The sequence below is a fragment of the Streptomyces sp. NBC_00190 genome (genome assembly GCF_036203305.1).
Taxonomy (GTDB): domain Bacteria; phylum Actinomycetota; class Actinomycetes; order Streptomycetales; family Streptomycetaceae; genus Streptomyces.
The window spans coordinates 5,415,868-5,433,385 of the sequence record NZ_CP108131.1; the positions used below are offsets into that span (position 1 = coordinate 5,415,868).

Consider the following 17,518-nt stretch of genomic DNA (forward strand, 5'->3'; position numbering starts at 1 on the left):
GGAGGTCTTTCCTTGTCGCGGTCGGTGGTGGGGGGAGGTCAGGCGGTGGGCGCGGCCGCGCCCTGCGCCTGGATCGCGGTGATGGCCACCGTGGTGACGATGTCCTGGACGAGCGCGCCGCGCGAGAGGTCGTTGACCGGCTTGCGCAGGCCCTGGAGCACCGGGCCGACCGCCACGGCGCCCGCCGAGCGCTGCACGGCCTTGTACGTGTTGTTGCCGGTGTTGAGGTCGGGGAAGATCAGCACGCTCGCGCGGCCGGCCACCTCGGAGCCGGGCAGCTTCGTCGCGGCGACCGAGGGTTCCACGGCCGCGTCGTACTGGATCGGGCCCTCGACGGCGAGGTCGGGGCGCAGCTCGCGGACGAGCTCGGTGGCCTTGCGGACCTTGTCCACGTCCGCGCCGCTGCCCGAGGTGCCGGTCGAGTACGAGAGCATCGCGATGCGCGGCTCGACGCCGAAGGCGGCGGCGGTGGCGGCCGACTGGACGGCGATGTCGGCGAGCTGCTCGGCGTCGGGGTCGGGATTGACGGCGCAGTCGCCGTAGACGAGGACCTGGTCGGCCAGGCACATGAAGAAGACCGACGAGACGATGGACGCGTCCGGCTTCGTCTTGATGATCTCGAAGGCGGGGCGGATGGTCGCCGCGGTGGAGTGCACCGAGCCGGAGACCATTCCGTCGGCCAGGCCTTCCTGGACCATCAGGGTGCCGAAGTAATTGGCGTCGGCGACCACGTCGTTGGCCAGCTCGACGGTCATGCCCTTGTGTGCGCGGGCCTTGGCGTAGTACTCGGCGAAACGTTCCCGCAGGGGGGAGGTCGCCGGGTCGATGAGCTGCGCGGCCGAGATGTCGATGCCGAGGTCGGCGGCCTTCTTCAGGATCGCCGGCTCCTCGCCCAGCAGGGTCAGCTCGCAGACCCCCCGGCGCAGCACCACGTCCGCGGCGCGCAGCACCCGCTCCTCGGTGCCCTCGGGCAGCACCACGCGGCGCCGCTCGGAGCGGGCCCGCTCCAGCAGCTCGTGCTCGAACATCATCGGGGTGACGCGCTCCGAGCGGGTCACCGACAGCAGGTCGCGCAGCTCGCCGGTGTCCACGTGCCGCTCGAAGAGGCCGAGCGCGGTCTCCAGCTTGCGCGGGGTCGCGGAGTTCAAGCGGCTCTGCAGCGCGAAGAGTTCGCCGGCGGTCGGGAAGCTGTTGCCGGCGACCGACACCACGGGCGTGCCCGGGGCGAGCTTCGAGGCGAGCGTCAGGATGTCCGGGCCCGGGCGTTCGTTCAGGGTGAGCAGCACACCGGCGATCGGCGGGGTGCCCGAGGTGTGCGCGGCCAGCGCGCCGATGACCAGGTCGGAGCGGTCCCCGGGGGTGACGACCAGGCAGCCGGGGGTCAGGGCGTTCAGGAAGTTCGGCAGCATGGCTCCGCCGAAGACGAAGTCCAGCGCGTCGCGGGCCAGCCCGGCCTCGTCGCCGAGGAGCACCTCGCCGCCGAGCGCGCGGGTGATCTGGGCGACGGTGGGGGCGGACAGCGACTTGTCGTCCGGCAGTACGTAGCAGGGCACGGGGAGCCGGGCGGCCAGGCGCTCGGCTATGAGGTCGCGGTCCTCGGCGGCCACCCGGTTCACCATCATCGCGACGACGTGGCAGCCCAGGCTCTCGTAGGCGCGGTAGGCGTTGCGGGCCTCGGCGCGGACGGCCTCCGCGGGGTGCTTGGTGCCACCCACGACGGGAACGACGACCGCGCCCAGCTCGTTGGCGAGGCGGGCGTTGAGCGCCAGCTCGTCGGGGAGATTGGTGTCGGCGTAGTCGGTGCCGAGGACCAGCATGACCTCGTAGCCGCGGGCCACCCGGTGGTAGCGGTCGACCAGCTGGGAGACCAGCTCGTCGGTGCCCTTCTCGGCGAGGATCACCGAGGCCTCGTCGTACTCCATGCCGTAGGCGGTCGCCGCGTCCTGATCGATCCGGTAGCGGGCCTTGAGCAGATCGAAGAGCCGGTCCGGCCCGTCGTGGAGCAACGGGCGGTAGACGCCGACCCGGCCCGTCTGCCGGGTCAGGAGCTCCATGATCCCGAGCTCGACGACCTGCCGGCCGTCCCCCCGCTCGATGCCGGTCACATACACGCTGCGCGTCACGCCTGCTCTCCATCCCTTGCTGTGAATGTCTGTTTAGTCTGGCTTGACCTCTTGACAATACCTCTGTCGCTGGTTAGGGCGCCCCCCGGGAAAAGGCCTGGCCGGAAGGGTCGAGAGGCCCGGAGGGCGGAGCAGCAGAAGACGCGCGGCACCCCGGGCCCGTGGAAGAATCGGACAGGCTTCACCATTACGCCCTTCATATGTACGGCAGGAGACACAGCACGATGCGTATCGGAGTTCTCACCGCAGGCGGCGACTGTCCGGGCCTCAACGCTGTCATCCGGTCGGTCGTACACCGTGCCATGGTCGGGCACGGAGATGAGGTCATCGGTTTCGAGGACGGATTCAAAGGACTCCTCGACGGGCACTTCCGCCCGCTCGACATCAATGCCGTCAGCGGCATTCTGGCGCGCGGCGGCACGATCCTCGGTTCGGCCCGCATGGAGCGCGCGCGTCTGCACGAGGCCGCCGAGAACGCGCAGGAGCTGGCGAAGCGGTACGGCATCGACGCCCTCATCCCGATCGGCGGCGAGGGCACCCTGACCGCCGCCCGAATGCTGTCGGACGCCGGAATGCCCGTCGTCGGCGTACCGAAGACCATCGACAACGACATCTCCTCCACCGACCGGACCTTCGGCTTCGACACCGCCGTCATGGTCGCCACCGAGGCCATCGACCGCCTGAAGACCACCGCGGAGTCGCACCAGCGCGTCATGGTCGTCGAGGTCATGGGCCGCCACGCGGGCTGGATCGCCCTGGAGTCCGGTATGGCCGGCGGCGCCCACGGGATCTGCCTGCCGGAGCGCCCGTTCGAGGTGGACGCCCTGGTGAAGATGGTGGAGGAACGCTTCGCCCGCGGCAAGAAGTTCGCCGTCGTCTGCATCGCCGAGGGCGCGCACCCGGCCGAGGGTTCCATGCCGTACGAGAAGGGCGCGATCGACCAGTACGGTCACGAGCGCTTCGCCGGCATCGGCAACCGCCTCGCGGTCGAGCTGGAGCACCGCCTGGGCAAGGAGGCCCGGCCGGTCATCCTCGGCCACGTCCAGCGCGGCGGCACCCCCACCGCGTACGACCGCGTGCTCGCGACGCGCTTCGGCTGGCACGCCGTCGAAGCCGTCCACCGCGGCGACTTCGGCAACATGACGGCCCTGCGCGGCACCGACATCGTGATGGCCCCGCTGGCCTCGGCCGTCAGCGAGCTCAAGACCGTCCCCGAGTACCGCATGTACGAGGCCGAGTCGGTGTTCTGACCGCCGCCTCCGGCCCCGGTTTCCGTGCGGCGAGGCCCCGGAGCCCAGTGCTCCGGGGCCTCGCCGCGTCCCGGCCCTTCGCCGGGCGGGCCGGGCCGCCCCGATGTCTCCTATGCCCCGCCGCCCGCGAGGTGCCAGAAGCGGTCCACGATCTCGGCGAGGAACGCCCGGCCCGCGTCGCCGCTGCCCGCCTCACCCTGGCCGCCGCCCCAGCTGAGCGTCGCCACCATCCGCGACTGGTAGTCCCCGTGCAGCTGCTCCAGCACCCGCTCCAGATTGGCCTTGGGGATGGGCAGCAGCTTGCTCAGCGGCTTCACGTACGCCTGCCAGCGCGTGGTCACCGCACTGCGCAGCAGCTCCGCCAGCTCCTCCTGCTTGCCGGTGGCCGCCACGAACTGGGCCAGGGTCAGCCCGAGCACCGTCGCGAGGGAGGCGGACTGCCGCTCGTTGCCCTTCCAGCGCCCGGTGTCCTCCATCTTCTGGTACGAGTTCGCCTCCAGCCCGATCCGCCGGGCCAGCTCCTCGGCGGCCAGCCCCCTGGCGATCCGGTGCTCCCGCAGGGTGACCGGCTCGGCCAGCAGCTCCCCGGGCGAACACCACAGGACGCCGGCGAGGGCCGTGAGCTCGGCCGAGGTGGGCGATATCTCGCCACGCTCCCAGGCCAGCACGGTCTCGGGCGCGACGATCAGTCCGTACTGGGCGCGCAGGCCATAGGCGACATGACCGGGAGCCATGCCCAGGGCCGCGCGCAGGCGACGCGCGGCGGGGGCATTGAAGGGTGGGCTGGAGTGCACACGGCACACCGTAGGAGTGGCCGGGCTGTGGCGACTACAGACCAATCAAACAAGCCCAGAACTCGTAGGAACGTCCTATGGAGTTAGGGGCTTTTATCGGTTTCCTGTGCGACTGTCCGGTAACCGGTGCGACTCGAAGATCGACTGCACCTGTACGGTTCCAGCCAGCGCCCCTCGGCGCAAGACCCCTCACAGCTCCTGCACACACCTGAACCGCACGTCCACCCCGTGCGTGACACCTGTGGGGGCCCTCGCGGACGGGGGTGGCGAGGGCCCCGCCCCCGGCGGCCCGCCCCGCTGCTCCTCTTGCCTTGACGTCGGCGTCAAGGAATACGGTCGGTCCATGCGCATCGGCGAACTGGCGGAACGGGCCGGGACCAGCACCCGGACGCTCAGGTACTACGAGTCGCGCGGGCTGCTGCCCGCGCGGCGGGCGGACAACGGCTACCGGACGTACGACGAGGACGACCTGCGGCTGCTGAGCCAGATCCGCACGCTCCAGGACTTCGGCTTCGAACTGGAGGAGACCCGGCCCTTCGTGGACTGCCTGAGGGCAGGCCACCCGGACGGGGACTCCTGCCCGGCCTCGCTCGCCGTGTACCGGCGCAAGCTCGCCGAGCTGGACGGCCTGATCGGCCAGCTCGCCGACGTACGGGACCAGGTCGCGCGCCGGCTGGCCGACGCCGAGGAGGCCGCCGGGGAGGCGGCCGCCCCGCGCTGCGAGATGACGGGCTGAACGGCCCGCACACACGACCGACACAAGAGGGGACACGACATGATCCACGCACAGGGTGTTGCGGAAGTGACCGACGCGGACTTCGAGGCGGAGGTGCTCGGCGAGCGGGGCAGGCCCGTCCTCGTCGAGTTCACGGCGGACTGGTGCGGCCCCTGCCGCCAGCTCGCCCCCGTGCTGTCCGCGATCGCCGCCGAGGAGGCCGACCGCCTCAAGGTCGTGCAGATCGACGCGGACCGCAACCCCGCCGCCGTCACGCGGTACGGGGTGCTGTCCATGCCGACCCTGCTCGTCTTCCGCGACGGCGAGCCCGTGCAGCAGATGGTCGGCGCCCGGGCCAAGCGCCGCCTGCTGCAGGAACTGGAGGAGCAGCTCGCTACGGCCTGAGCCAGACCGTCGCCAGTGGCGGGAGCGTCATACGCAGGCTCGCCGGCCGCCCCTGCGCGGGCACCGGCTCGGGCCGCAGCGGCTGCAGATGGCGCACGCCGCTGCCGCCGTACTGCTCCTGGTCCGTGTTGAGGACCTCCCGCCACTGCGCGACGTCCTCCGGGACGCCGATCCGGTACCCGTGCCGGACCACCGGCGAGAAGTTCGACACGCACAGCAGCTGCGAGCCGTCCTGCGCGTACCGCAGGAAGGCGAAGACGTTGTCCTCCGCGGCGTCCGCCTCCACCCAGGCGAAGCCCTCCGGCACGGAGTCCCGCTCCCACAGGGCGGGCGCCGCCGTGTACGCGCGGTTCAGGTCGCGCACGAGGGTGCGCACGCCCCGGTGGTCGCCGGCCGCCGCGTAGGAGTCGTCCAGCACCCACCAGTCCGGCCCGTACGTCTCCGACCACTCCGACCCCTGGGCGAACTCCTGCCCCATGAACAGGAGCTGCTTGCCCGGGTGGGCCCACATGAAGCCCAGGTACGCCCGGTGCGCGGCCCGCTGCTGCCACCAGTCCCCGCCGGGCATCTTCGACACCAGCGAGCCCTTGCCGTGCACCACCTCGTCGTGCGAGATCGGCAGCACGTAGTTCTCGCTGTAGGCATAGACCATCCCGAAGGTCATGTCGTGGTGGTGGTACTTGCGGTGCACCGACTCCTTCGACATGTAGCGCAGCGTGTCGTGCATCCAGCCCATGTTCCACTTCAGGCCGAAGCCCAGCCCGCCCACGTCCGTCGGCCGGGTCACGCCCTCCCAGGCCGTGGACTCCTCCGCGATCGTCACCACGCCCGGGCAGCGCCGGTACACGGTCGCGTTCATCTCCTGGAGCAGCGCCACCGCGTCCAGGTTCTCCCGGCCGCCGTGCTCGTTCGGCGCCCACTCGCCCTCACCGCGCGAGTAGTCGAGGTAGAGCATCGAGGCCACCGCGTCCACGCGCAGCCCGTCGACGTGGAACTCCTCGCACCAGTACACGGCGTTGGCGACGAGGAAGTTGCGGACCTCCTTGCGGCCGTAGTCGAACTCCAGCGTCCCCCAGTCCGGATGGGCGGCCCGCCGCGGGTCCTGGTGCTCGTACAGCGGACGCCCGTCGAACTCGGCGAGCGCCCATTCGTCGCGCGGGAAGTGCGCCGGCACCCAGTCGACGATCACCCCGATGCCGGCCCGGTGCAGCGCGTCCACCAGGAAGCGGAAGTCGTCCGGGGTGCCCATCCGCGAGGTCGGCGCGTAGAAGCCGGTGACCTGGTAGCCCCAGGAGCCGCCGAAGGGGTGCTCGGCGACCGGCATCAGCTCCACGTGCGTGAAACCGAGCTCCTTCACGTACGCGGGGAGCTGCTCGGCGAGCTGCCGGTAGGAGAGCCCGGGCCGCCAGGACGCCAGGTGCAGCTCGTACACCGAGAAGGGGGCCTGGTGCGGTGTGCGGGCGCCGCGGTTCGCCATCCACTCCTCGTCCCGCCACTCGTGCGCGCTCGCCGTCACCCGTGAGGCGTTCGCCGGCGGGACCTCCGCCGAGCGGGCCATCGGGTCGGCGCGCAGCGTGTGGCTGCCGTCGGGGCGCGTGATGTCGAACTTGTACAGCGCCCCGGCGCCCACGCCGGGCAGGAACAGCTCCCACACGCCGCTCGACCCGAGCGAGCGCATCGGGTAGGCGACGGAGTCCCAGTACGAGAAGTCACCGGTGACCCGGACCCCCTGGGCGTTGGGCGCCCACACCGTGAACCGGGTGCCGGCCACCCCCTGGTGCTCGACGGGCTCCGCGCCGAGCGCCTTCCACAGCTGCTCGTGGCGGCCCTCGCCGATCAGGTGCAGGTCCAGCTCGCCGAGCGAGGGCAGGAACCGGTACGGGTCGTGGATCTCGATCTCGTCGCTGTCGTACGCCACCAGCAGCCGGTAGTCCGGCACCCCGGTCAGCGGCAGCAGCCCGGAGAACAGCCCGTCGCCCTCGTCGAAGAGCTCGGTCCGCAGCCCCTTGGCGAGGATGGTGACCGTCTTGGCGTACGGGCGCAGCACGCGGAAGGCCACCCCGCCCCGCTGCGCACGGGCCCCCAGCACCGCGTGGGGATCGTGGTGGCGGCCCTCCAGCAGCCGGGCCCGTTCCTCCCCGCCGAGCGCGGGCGCCGGCCGGACCCCGCGGGGCGGGGCGGCACGTCGGGCCCGTGGCGCGCGCGGCTTCTTGGCCGCCGCCGGGACGGATGCGGCTTCGTCGTGGACGGTCGGTGACGGCTGTCGTGCGGCGCTCACGCGAGCGGCCTCCTCGGGGGCTTCTGATGGGGTTGGGGATGCGTGGAGATGGAGCCGGGGACGGGCGGGGTCGGCGGTACCCGGTGGGCGGGCCGCTGCGGCTCGGAGAGCCGCCGGATCGCGGCCATCGGGACGTGCAGCCAGTCGGGGCGGTGCCGGGACTCGTAACGGGCCTCGTACACCGCCTTGTCGGTCTCGTACGCGCGCAGCAGCACCGGGTCCTCGCGGGGGTCGCGGCCCGTGGTGCGGGCGTAGCCCTCGCAGAAGGCGGCCCGGCAGTCGTCCGCCCAGGCGGGGGCGAACGGCCGGTGCGAGCGCGCGGCGTAGTCGAAGGAGCGCAGTATCCCGGCGATGTCGCGAACGGCCGGTTCGGGGCGGCGCCGGTCGGCCAGCGGCCGGGCCGGCTCCCCCTCGAAATCGATCAACGACCAGGAGCCGTCGAGGGTGCGCAGGGTCTGCCCCAGATGGAGGTCCCCGTGGATCCGCTGCGCGGGTACCCCGGCCCCCCGGGAGGCGGCCAGCGCGTCGAACGCCCCCCGCAGCCCCGCCTCGTAGGGCCGCAGCGCGGGCACCTCCCGGGCGGTGGCGGCCAGCCGGGCCGTCATTCCGGCGGCGAGCCGGGCGGTCTGTTCCGGGCCGAGCGCCACGGTGGGCAGCGCGGCGGCGAGCGCGCTGTGCACCTCGGCGGTGGCCCGGCCCAGCGCGTACGCCTCGGCCGTGAAGTCCTCCCCGGCGTCCAGCCGGCGCAGGGCGAGCTGCCAGCCGTCGTCGGAGCCGCGCAGGTACGGCTGGAGCACGCCCAGGGTGAGCGGCTCGCTCCCGGGCAGCTCGGCCTCGTACCAGGCGACGGGCGCCGGGACACGGGCGCAGCCGGCGGCGGCCAGGGCCCGGGGCAGCTCCAGGTCCGGATTGACCCCGGGGCCCACCCGCCGGAACACCTTCAGGATGTACGAATCCCCGTAGATCAGAGAGGAGTTGGTCTGCTCGCCGGACAGCGGCCGGGGTGCGAGCCCGGTCGGTACCGGCGCGTCCGGGTCCCGGTCGAAGCGGAGCGGGCCGAGACTGCCGGGGGAGCGCAATCGTTCCAGCAGCATGGCGGCGAGCCGGGGGTCGCCCAGCGCCTCGTACACCGCCCGGCCCGCGTACGGGCCGTCCTCGGCGTGCCCGATCAACGTGGGCGCGAGCGCGGGCGGCAGGGACGGGCGGATGCCCAGCAGGAGTTGGTAGCAGTCCCCGTCGACGTCGAGGAGCAGGTGCAGGAGTCCGGGGGTGGATCCCGGCGGCAGCAGCTCGGCCGCCGACACGGCCTTGAGCGTGCCGATGGTGCGGCCCTTGCCCGCGAACCAGCGCTGTGCGGGCAGCCAGGCCCGCAGCATCGGTTCCAGCGGGCCGATACCGGCGATCCCGGCGAACCCGGCGATCCCGGCGATCCCGGTGGCCCGGTCGGCCGTCAGCCGGCTCCGGGCGGATGCAGCCTCCGACATGGCGTCGCGTCCTTTCCCCGGGCCGTCACAGAATGCGCAGAGTGTCCCGGATGTGCGGCAGTTGCTTCTCCGGCGTGTGCGAGTGTCGGGTCAGGATGATCCGTACAGGGGCGGGCGATTGACCCATTCGCGCTGCCCGCCCCGTACCCGGCTACTTCTCGGCGCGCTGCTCGGTGCGCAGGCGGAACCAGTAGAAGCCGTGTCCCGCCAGGGTCAGCAGGTACGGCCACTCGCCGATCGGCGGGAAGCGCACATCACCCGTGAGCTCCACCGGGACCCGCCCGTTGAACGACCGCAGATCCAGCTCGGTGGGCTGCGCGAAGCGCGAGAAGTTGTGCACGCACAGCACCAGGTCGTCCCCGAACTCGCGCAGGAACGCGAGCACCGCCGGGTTGGACGAGGGCAGTTCGGTGTACGAGCCGAGTCCGAAGGCCGGGTTCGCCTTGCGGATCTCGATCAGCCGACGGGTCCAGTGCAGCAGTGAGGAGGGCGATGCCATCGCGGCCTCGACATTGGTGACCTGGTACCCGTGGACCGGGTCCATGATGACCGGCAGGTTCAGCCTGCCCGGATCGCAGGAGGAGAAACCGGCATTGCGGTCCGGGGTCCACTGCATGGGAGTGCGCACGCCGTCGCGGTCGCCCAGCCAGATGTTGTCGCCCATGCCGATCTCGTCGCCGTAGTAGAGCACCGGCGAGCCCGGCAGCGACAGCAGCAGGGCGGTGAACAGCTCCATCTGGTTGCGGTCGTTGTCCAGGAGCGGGGCCAGCCGGCGCCGGATGCCGATGTTGGCCCGCATCCGCGGGTCCTTGGCGTACTCGGCGTACATGTAGTCGCGCTCTTCGTCCGTGACCATTTCGAGGGTGAGCTCGTCGTGGTTGCGCAGGAAGATGCCCCACTGGCAGCGGTCCGGGATCGCCGGGGTCTTGGCCAGGATTTCGGAGACGGGGTAGCGGGACTCTCTTCGTACGGCCATGAAGATGCGCGGCATGACGGGGAAGTGGAACGCCATGTGGCACTCGTCCCCGCCCTTCGCGTAGTCCCCGAAGTAGTCGACGACGTCCTCGGGCCACTGGTTGGCCTCGGCGAGCAGCACCGTGTCGGGGTAGTGCGCGTCGATCTCCGCCCGCACCCGCTTGAGCAGCTCGTGGGTGCGCGGCAGGTTCTCGCAGTTGGTGCCCTCCTCGGCGTACAGGTACGGGACGGCGTCGAGCCGGAACCCGTCGATGCCGAGGTCCAGCCAGAAGCGGAGGGCGGAGACGATCTCCTCCTGGACGGCCGGGTTTTCGAAGTTCAGGTCCGGCTGGTGCGAGAAGAAGCGGTGCCAGTAGTACTGCTTGCGCAGCGGGTCGTACGTCCAGTTCGAGGTCTCGGTGTCGACGAAGATGATGCGGGCGTCCTGGTACTGCTTGTCGTTGTCGGCCCACATGTAGTAGTCGCCGTACGGACCGTCGGGGTCCTTGCGGGACTGCTGGAACCACTCGTGCTGGTCGCTCGTGTGGTTCATGACGAAGTCGATGATCACCCGCATGCCGCGCTGGTGCGCGGCGTCCACGAACTCCACGAAGTCGGCGAGGTCGCCGAACTCGGGGAGTACCGAGGTGTAGTCGGAGACGTCGTAGCCCCCGTCGCGGAGGGGTGAGGCGAAGAACGGCGGCAGCCAGAGGCAGTCGACACCGAGCCATTGGAGGTAGTCCAGCTTGGCGGTGAGCCCCTTGAGGTCCCCCACGCCGTCGCCGTTGCTGTCGTGGAAGGAGCGGACGAGGACCTCGTAGAAGACGGCCCGCTTGAACCAGTCGGGATCGCGGTCCTTGGCGGGGGTGTCCTCGAACGTGTCGTGGACGGGATCGTTGATCATCATGTGGTGGGTGACCCTCCGGTGGGCGGGGACGGTCGCAGAGCCGCCAGTACGTGCGCGGGCGTTCGGCCCGGCTCTAGGCGCACGTAGTTGGCCCTGCCCCAGTGGTAGGTATCGCCGGTGAGCTCGTCGCGCACCGCGAGGGACCCGTGCCAGTCGAGGCCGAGTACCGGCATGTCCAACGACACCGTCGCCTCCTGGGTGTGGTGCGGATCGAGGTTGACGACCACCAGTACGGAATTGGCTCCGGCGTGCTTCGAATAGGCGATCACCTGTTCGTTGTCGGTCGAGTGGAAGTGGATGTCGCGCAATTGCTGGAGCGCGGGGTTGCGGCGGCGCATCCGGTTCAGGGCGGTGATCAGCGGGGCGATGGTGCGGCCCTCGCGGTCGGCGGCGGCCCAGTCGCGCGGCCGCAGCTCGTACTTCTCGGAGTTCAGGTACTCCTCGCTGCCCTCCCGCACCGGGGTGTTCTCGCAGAGCTCGTAGCCGGCGTAGACGCCCCAGGCGGGGGACAGGGTGGCGGCGAGCACCGCGCGCACCTCGAACGCGGGGCGGCCGCCCAGCTGGAGGTACTCGTGGAGGATGTCGGGGGTGTTGACGAAGAAGTTCGGCCGCATGACGCAGGCCGACGGGGTGTCGGACAGCTCGGTCAGGTACTCGGTGATCTCGGCCTTGGTGTTGCGCCAGGTGAAGTACGTGTACGACTGCTGGAAGCCGACGGCGGCCAGGGCGCGCATCATCGCGGGACGGGTGAAGGCCTCCGCCAGGAAGATCACGTCGGGATCGGACTTGTTGATGTCCGCGATCACCTTCTGCCAGAAGACGACGGGCTTGGTGTGCGGGTTGTCCACCCGGAAGATGCGGACGCCGTGGTCCATCCAGTGCCGCAGGATCCGGCAGGTCTCCTCGACGATGCCGGCCATGTCGGTGTCGAAGTGGACGGGGTAGATGTCCTGGTACTTCTTCGGCGGGTTCTCGGCGTACGCGATCGTCCCGTCGGCGCGGTGGCGGAACCACTGCGGGTTCTTCTCCACCCAGGGGTGGTCGGGGGAGCACTGGAGGGCGAAGTCCAGGGCGATCTCCAGGCCCAGCTCCCGGGCGCGCGCGACGAAGGCGTCGAAGTCCTCGATGGTGCCGAGCTCGGGGTGCACGGCGTCGTGCCCGCCCTCGGTGGAGCCGATGGCCCAGGGCACGCCCGGGTCCCAACTACCGGCGGAAAGTGTGTTGTTCGGGCCCTTGCGGTAGGTGCTACCGATGGGGTGGATGGGCGGCAGGTAGACCACGTCGAAGCCCATCGCGGCGATCGCGGGCAGCCGTTCGGCGGCGGTCCGGAAGGTCCCGCTGACCGGAGCCTCGCCGGGCTCGACGACGGCTCCCTCGGAGCGGGGGAACATCTCGTACCAGGATCCGAAGAGGGCGCGCTTGCGTTCGACGAGGAGGGGCAGCGGCTTGGCGGAGGTGACCAGCTCGCGGTACGGGCGCTTGGCGAGCGCCGCGTCCACGGCCGGGCCGAGGGCCGCCGCGTACCGTTCGGCGGCCGGCCGGTCCTCGTCGCGCATCACCTCGGCGGCGGCCAGCACGGCCTCGCGGCCGTCCCGCTTGGGGATCCGGGCGCCGGCGCGCGCGTAGAGATCGGCGCCTTCGAGGAGGGTGAGGCCGGTGTCGATACAGGCGGGGATCTTGATCGCCGCATGGGCCCGCCAGGTGGCCACCGGGTCGCTCCACGCCTCGACGGTGTACGTCCACCTCCCCTCGGCCTCGGCGGACACCCGGGCCCCCCACCGGTCGGTTCCGGGGGCGAGCTCGCGCAGCGGTACGGGGGGCCGCAGCCGCCCGCTCGGATCCCGCAGCACGACGTGCGCGGATACGGCGTCGTGTCCCTCGCGGAACACGGTGGCTGAGATCTCGAAGACTTCGTCCACGACCGCCTTGGCGGGTCTGGCGCCGCAGTCGACGGCGGGGCGGACGTCCAGCACGGGAATGCGACCGATCATGATGGGCTCACCTGGGGGCAGTTCGCAGGGCTCGGTGACAACAGGCCAGCCGGCATGGCGGCTGGTAGTGCACGCTCTGTTCGCTCTGTTTCTAGCCGCTCGGTGGACGGCTGGGCTGCGGGCATGGCCGCTCCTGTCCGCGTTCACTCGGGTGGCGGGGAGAGGTTGGGGGCGGGTGCGCCGTGCGTGTACGACGTGTACCCGGTGAGCCCTTCCCACTCTCTCCCCGCCCAATCCGCGCGCTTGGTTAACTACTCGTACGTAGTGGCACGCCCGATACCAAGCCCCGGATCGACATCCGCCGGGGCTCCGTCAAGTCGGCCAGGACTACCTGATGTAGTGACGGACAACGTGCTTCTCATCAGTCCCACGGGTTGCTTCAGGTCCGCCGGGTCACAGGGACGAACGGGGAGGATGGAGGGCGAAACGTGAATGCCGGAACGCGGGCGTACCGCTATGTGGGACCGCCGGAGTTGGCCGGTCCCGTGCGATCCGGAGGCCGGGGCCGTCCGGTACGCTCGGCCCGCGATCTCACGGAGTGGGACGGCGCTCCCGCCGAGCCGTTCACCTATGTGGTGGACGGGGCGGGCGTGCTCCGGCTCGCCCCGCGGCGCAGCGAGCACGTGGCGTGCGCGGGCGGCGATCCGGTACTGGCGGCCGGGGAGATACGTTTCACCGCCTGCCCGGGCCGGGAACCGGCGTGGGAGGCGGACGAGGTGAGCAACCTGTCGACCGGCTACTGCCCCGACCTCGCGTCCTGGCCGGCGGTGGCCGAGGCGCTGGACCGGGCCGGGATCGGGCGTCCCGAAGGGTTCACGCACGCGGTGGTGTTCCGGCGCTGCACCGCCTGCGGGGAATGCAACGTGGTCCGCGACGCGTGGTTCGTGTGCGTCTTCTGCGACGGGGACCTGCCGGCCGAGTGGAACGTGGACGTGGGCTAGGGACGCCGGGCCGGGATCGCTTCGGTGTGGGCGCGCCACTGCGCGGGGACGGCGGACAGCGACGTGCGGGCGGCGATCACGCCGCCGACGATCGCGCACGTGGTGTCCCGGTCGCCCCAGCCCTCCACGGTGCGCCACAGCGCCTCGGGGAGGTCGTCGGGGGAGAGCGCCGCGCACCACAGTGCGAACGGCACCGTGTCCGGCGCCGAGATCCGCCAGCCCGAGCCCAGGCGGTCGGCGGCCTTCCGGACCGTGGTCCCGGCGGGCAGGGCGGCGGCCTCCAGCAGCAGGGTCCGTACCTCCGAGGGCGCCACCCGGGCCGCCACCTCGCGCAGGAACTCCGGGCGGCTCGGCGCGGGGCCGCCCCGGCCGGCGGCGGCCAGCGCGGCCGCCACCGCCACGGCGACCGCACCGGCCACCGCCTCCGGGTGCGCGTGCGTGGCCAGCGCCGAGCGCCGCGCCTGGTCGACCACCATCGCGAGGTCCGTCCGGAACCAGGCGCCGAGCGGAGCCACCCGCATCGCCGCCCCGTTGCCCCACGAACCCTGGCCGTCGAACTGCTCGGCGGTGACGGCCCGCCAGCCCTCCCCGGCCCCGATCCGCTCCAGCACCTCGTGCATGGAAGCCCCGTACTGCCGATACGGGTCCCGCGCGTACTCGGCGGCGAAGCCGGCGGCCAGCGCGTCCTCGCGGACCTCCCCGTAGCGGACCAGGTGCTCGTACAGCACGATCGCCATGGCCCCGTCGTCCGTCCACTTCCACGGCCCCGGCCGCAGCACCCGCCCGGCCAGCCACCGCTCCCCGGCCTCGGCGTCCCGTACGAACCAGCTCTGCCCGAAGGCGTCCCCGAGTACCAGGCCCTCAAGGCTGTCGCGTGCCACACCCACCCCACCGTTCATACCGCCGACCCTGCCATACGGGCCCGCCCGAGGCGGCATGGCCGCGGGGGCGGGGCGGCGCTAGCCTTCCGGGGGTGATGCGCGGATGCACAGCGTGGTGCGGCCGCTCCGATCCGTAATCCCCTGCGAAGGTGGAACACGTGAAGGCTATCCGTCGATTCACCGTGCGCCCCGTCCTTCCGGAGACCCTGCTGCCGCTCAGCGACCTCGCGCGCAACCTGCGCTGGTCGTGGCACGCGGAGACCCGCGAACTCTTCCAATCCGTCGACCCCGAGGGCTGGCAGGCCGCCGGGGGCGATCCCGTCCGGCTGCTCGGCGCCGTCCCCGCCGCCCGCCTCGCGGAGCTGGCCGGCGACCGCCGCTTCCTGCGGCGGCTCGCCGTCGCCGCCGCCGACCTCGATGACTACGTGAACGGCGGGAGGTGGTACCAGAGCCAGGAGAACGGCACGGAACTGCCCGCCGCCATTGCCTACTTCTCCCCCGAGTTCGGCATCACCGCCGCCCTGCCGCAGTACTCCGGCGGCCTCGGCATCCTCGCCGGGGACCACCTGAAGGCCGCCAGCGACCTCGGCGTCCCGCTCATCGGCGTGGGACTGCTCTACCGGCACGGCTACTTCCGCCAGTCGCTCTCCCGCGACGGCTGGCAGCAGGAGCACTATCCCGTACTCGATCCCAACGAACTCCCGCTCGCCCTGCTCCGCCAGGACGACGGCTCCCCGGCCCGGATCTCGCTCACCCTCCCCGGTGCCCGGGCCCTGCACGCACACATCTGGCAGGCCCGCGTCGGCCGCGTCCCCCTGCTGCTCCTGGACTCCGACGTCGAGGACAACGACGCCGCGGCCCGGGAGGTGACCGACCGGCTCTACGGCGGCGGCAGCGACCACCGGCTGCTCCAGGAGATGCTGCTGGGGATCGGCGGCGTCCGCGCCGTCCGCCTCTACTGCGGGCTCACCGGCCACCCCGGCCCCGAGGTCTTCCACACCAACGAGGGGCATGCCGGATTCCTCGGACTCGAACGCATAAGGGAACTGGAGAGGGAGCAGGGACTCGGCTTCGACGCCGCCGTCGAGGCGGTCCGCGCCGGGACCGTGTTCACCACGCACACCCCCGTCCCCGCCGGTATCGACCGCTTCGACCGGGCCCTGGTCGCCCGGCACTTCGGGGAGGGCGGGGAGCTGGCCGGCGTACCGGTCGACCGGATCCTGGAGCTGGGCGCCGAGTCCTACCCGGGGGGCGACCCCGGGGTGTTCAACATGGCCGTCATGGGGCTGCGCCTGGCCCAGCGCGCCAACGGGGTGTCCACCCTGCACGGCGCGGTCAGCCGGGAGATGTTCGCCGGGCTGTGGCCGGGCTTCGACCCGTCCGACGTGCCCATCACCTCGGTGACCAACGGGGTGCACGCCCCGACCTGGGTGGCCCCGGAGGTCGTCCGGCTCGGCGCCCGCCAGATCGGCGCCGGCCGCACCGAGGACGCCCTGTCGGTCGGCGGCTCCGCCCGCTGGGACGCGGTCGCCGACATCCCCGACCAGGACGTGTGGGACCTGCGGCGCGTGCTGCGCGAGCAGCTGGTCCAGGAGGTACGGGACCGGCTGCGGGCCTCGTGGCGCCAGCGCGGGGCCGCCGACGCCGAACTGGGCTGGGTGGACTCCGTACTCGACGCGGACGTGCTCACCATCGGCTTCGCCCGGCGCGTGCCCTCCTACAAGCGCCTGACCCTGATGCTCCGCGACCCCGACCGGCTGCGCAGGCTGCTGCTGGACCCGGACCGGCCGGTGCAGATCGTGGTCGCGGGCAAGGCGCATCCGGCCGACGACGGCGGGAAGCGGCTCGTGCAGGAGCTGGTGCGGTTCGCGGACGACCCGCGGGTGCGGCACCGGATCGTCTTCCTTCCCGACTACGGCATGGCCATGGCGCAGAAGCTCTACCCGGGCTGCGACGTCTGGCTGAACAACCCGCTGCGGCCGCTGGAGGCGTGCGGGACCAGTGGGATGAAGGCCGCGCTGAACGGCTGCCTCAACCTGTCCGTGCTGGACGGCTGGTGGGACGAGTGGTTCGAGCCCGACTTCGGCTGGGCCATCCCGACCGCCGACGGGCTCGGCGCGGACGAGGACCGCCGCGACCACCTGGAGGCGAACGCGCTCTACGAGCTGATCGAGGGCCGGGTCGCGCCCCGCTTCTACGACCGGGTCGGACGTACCGGGCTCCCGGTGCGGTGGATCGAGATGGTCCGGCGCACGCTCGTCTCGCTGGGGCCGAAGGTGCTGGCCGGGCGGATGGTGCGGGAGTACGTGGAACGGCTGTACGCGCCGGCCGCCCTCGCCCACCGCGCCCTCACCCCCGACGCGGCACGGGACCTCGCCTGGTGGAAGGGCCGGGTCCGGGCCGCCTGGCCGCGGGTCGGCGTGGAACACGTCGAAGCCCTCGCCGCGGCCCCGGTGGGCGGCACCGCCGAGCTCGGGGCCACCCTCACGCTGCGCGTGCAGGTGTCGCTGGACGCGCTCGTGCCCGAGGACGTGGAGGTGCAGGCCTTCGCCGGGCGGGTGGACCCGCAGGACGTGATCCGGGACGGGCGGACCTTCCCGTTGAAGCCGGCCGCAGGGCCCGACCTGGACGGCCGCTGGGTGTACGAGGGCCCGCTCGCCCTCGACCGTACGGGACCCTACGGCTACACCGTACGCATCCTGCCCGCGCACCGGCTGCTGGCGAATCCGGCCGAACTGGGCTTGGTCGCCGCCCCGATGGACTCAGACGCGGGAGGCGGCGTACTGCTGCGGTGA

12 protein-coding genes are annotated in these 17,518 nt (G+C 71.9%); 5 read left to right on the forward strand and 7 right to left on the reverse strand.

Annotated elements, in window-relative coordinates; all coding sequences use genetic code 11:
• Nucleotides 1–38 precede the first annotated feature (38 nt).
• Nucleotides 39–2,123, reverse strand: coding sequence for a phosphate acetyltransferase (pta, locus tag OG429_RS26295; protein WP_328927720.1), 2,085 nt, complete (start codon nucleotides 2,121–2,123; stop codon nucleotides 39–41).
• A gap of 224 nt (nucleotides 2,124–2,347) precedes the next feature.
• Between pta and OG429_RS26300 the strand changes: the two genes are divergently transcribed.
• Nucleotides 2,348–3,373: an ATP-dependent 6-phosphofructokinase gene (locus OG429_RS26300; protein ID WP_328927721.1), complete on the forward strand. Its 1,026-nt coding sequence runs from the start codon at nucleotides 2,348–2,350 to the stop codon at nucleotides 3,371–3,373.
• Nucleotides 3,374–3,483: 110 nt separating this feature from the next.
• On the opposite strand, the gene OG429_RS26305 is transcribed toward OG429_RS26300, so the two are convergent.
• Nucleotides 3,484–4,107, reverse strand: coding sequence for a helix-turn-helix domain-containing protein (locus tag OG429_RS26305; RefSeq protein ID WP_328930426.1), 624 nt, complete (start codon nucleotides 4,105–4,107; stop codon nucleotides 3,484–3,486).
• Between the two features lie 403 nt (nucleotides 4,108–4,510).
• Between OG429_RS26305 and OG429_RS26310 the strand changes: the two genes are divergently transcribed.
• Nucleotides 4,511–4,903 carry a MerR family transcriptional regulator gene (locus OG429_RS26310; RefSeq protein WP_328927722.1) on the forward strand — a complete coding sequence of 131 codons (393 nt, stop codon included), beginning with the start codon at nucleotides 4,511–4,513 and terminating at the stop codon, nucleotides 4,901–4,903.
• Between the two features lie 39 nt (nucleotides 4,904–4,942).
• Nucleotides 4,943–5,287 carry a thioredoxin family protein gene (locus tag OG429_RS26315; RefSeq protein WP_328927723.1) on the forward strand — a complete coding sequence of 115 codons (345 nt, stop codon included), beginning with the start codon at nucleotides 4,943–4,945 and terminating at the stop codon, nucleotides 5,285–5,287.
• Here the strand turns inward: OG429_RS26315 and glgB are convergent.
• The 4 genes from glgB to OG429_RS26335 all read right to left on the reverse strand — a co-directional run bounded on the left by glgB (nucleotide 5,277) and on the right by OG429_RS26335 (nucleotide 12,901).
• A complete protein-coding gene (gene glgB, locus OG429_RS26320) occupies nucleotides 5,277–7,565 on the reverse strand; it encodes a 1,4-alpha-glucan branching enzyme (RefSeq protein ID WP_328927724.1) in 2,289 nt (762 codons plus the stop codon). The two genes, OG429_RS26315 and glgB, sit on opposite strands and share 11 nt — an antisense overlap.
• Nucleotides 7,562–9,049, reverse strand: a complete 1,488-nt coding sequence (locus tag OG429_RS26325) for a maltokinase N-terminal cap-like domain-containing protein (protein ID WP_328927725.1) — start codon at nucleotides 9,047–9,049, stop codon at nucleotides 7,562–7,564. Before OG429_RS26325 ends, glgB begins: the two co-directional genes overlap by 4 nt.
• Nucleotides 9,050–9,200: 151 nt before the next feature.
• Complete coding sequence (treS, locus tag OG429_RS26330) at nucleotides 9,201–10,910, reverse strand: maltose alpha-D-glucosyltransferase (RefSeq protein WP_328927726.1); 1,710 nt, start codon at nucleotides 10,908–10,910, stop codon at nucleotides 9,201–9,203.
• On the reverse strand, nucleotides 10,907–12,901 hold the full coding sequence (locus tag OG429_RS26335) for an alpha-1,4-glucan--maltose-1-phosphate maltosyltransferase (RefSeq protein ID WP_328927727.1): 1,995 nt from the start codon (nucleotides 12,899–12,901) through the stop codon (nucleotides 10,907–10,909). The genes treS and OG429_RS26335 overlap by 4 nt, the downstream gene beginning before the upstream one ends.
• A gap of 428 nt (nucleotides 12,902–13,329) precedes the next feature.
• On the opposite strand from OG429_RS26335, the gene OG429_RS26340 reads away from it, so the two are divergent.
• The gene (locus OG429_RS26340) at nucleotides 13,330–13,842 is read left to right on the forward strand and encodes a hypothetical protein (protein ID WP_328927728.1); all 513 of its coding nucleotides are present in this window, start codon (nucleotides 13,330–13,332) and stop codon (nucleotides 13,840–13,842) included.
• Here OG429_RS26340 and OG429_RS26345 read toward each other — a convergent pair.
• Complete coding sequence (locus OG429_RS26345; RefSeq protein WP_328927729.1) at nucleotides 13,839–14,741, reverse strand: ADP-ribosylglycohydrolase family protein; 903 nt, start codon at nucleotides 14,739–14,741, stop codon at nucleotides 13,839–13,841. The genes OG429_RS26340 and OG429_RS26345 overlap by 4 nt on opposite strands.
• Before the next feature lie 140 nt (nucleotides 14,742–14,881).
• Between OG429_RS26345 and glgP the strand changes: the two genes are divergently transcribed.
• Nucleotides 14,882–17,518: an alpha-glucan family phosphorylase gene (gene glgP, locus OG429_RS26350; RefSeq protein ID WP_328927730.1), complete on the forward strand. Its 2,637-nt coding sequence runs from the start codon at nucleotides 14,882–14,884 to the stop codon at nucleotides 17,516–17,518.

Bases quoted from the DNA above. Each gene is read 5' to 3' on its own strand.
- OG429_RS26300 (WP_328927721.1), top strand. From the start codon at position 2,348: ATGCGTATCGGAGTTCTCACCGCAGGCGGCGACTGTCCGGGCCTCAAC.
- OG429_RS26305 (WP_328930426.1), bottom strand. From the start codon at position 4,107: ATGGCTCCCGGTCATGTCGCCTATGGCCTGCGCGCCCAGTACGGACTG.
- OG429_RS26310 (WP_328927722.1), top strand. From the start codon at position 4,511: ATGCGCATCGGCGAACTGGCGGAACGGGCCGGGACCAGCACCCGGACG.
- OG429_RS26315 (WP_328927723.1), top strand. From the start codon at position 4,943: ATGATCCACGCACAGGGTGTTGCGGAAGTGACCGACGCGGACTTCGAG.
- OG429_RS26325 (WP_328927725.1), bottom strand. From the start codon at position 9,049: ATGTCGGAGGCTGCATCCGCCCGGAGCCGGCTGACGGCCGACCGGGCC.
- treS (WP_328927726.1), bottom strand. From the start codon at position 10,910: ATGATGATCAACGATCCCGTCCACGACACGTTCGAGGACACCCCCGCC.
- OG429_RS26335 (WP_328927727.1), bottom strand. From the start codon at position 12,901: ATGATCGGTCGCATTCCCGTGCTGGACGTCCGCCCCGCCGTCGACTGC.
- OG429_RS26345 (WP_328927729.1), bottom strand. From the start codon at position 14,741: ATGAACGGTGGGGTGGGTGTGGCACGCGACAGCCTTGAGGGCCTGGTA.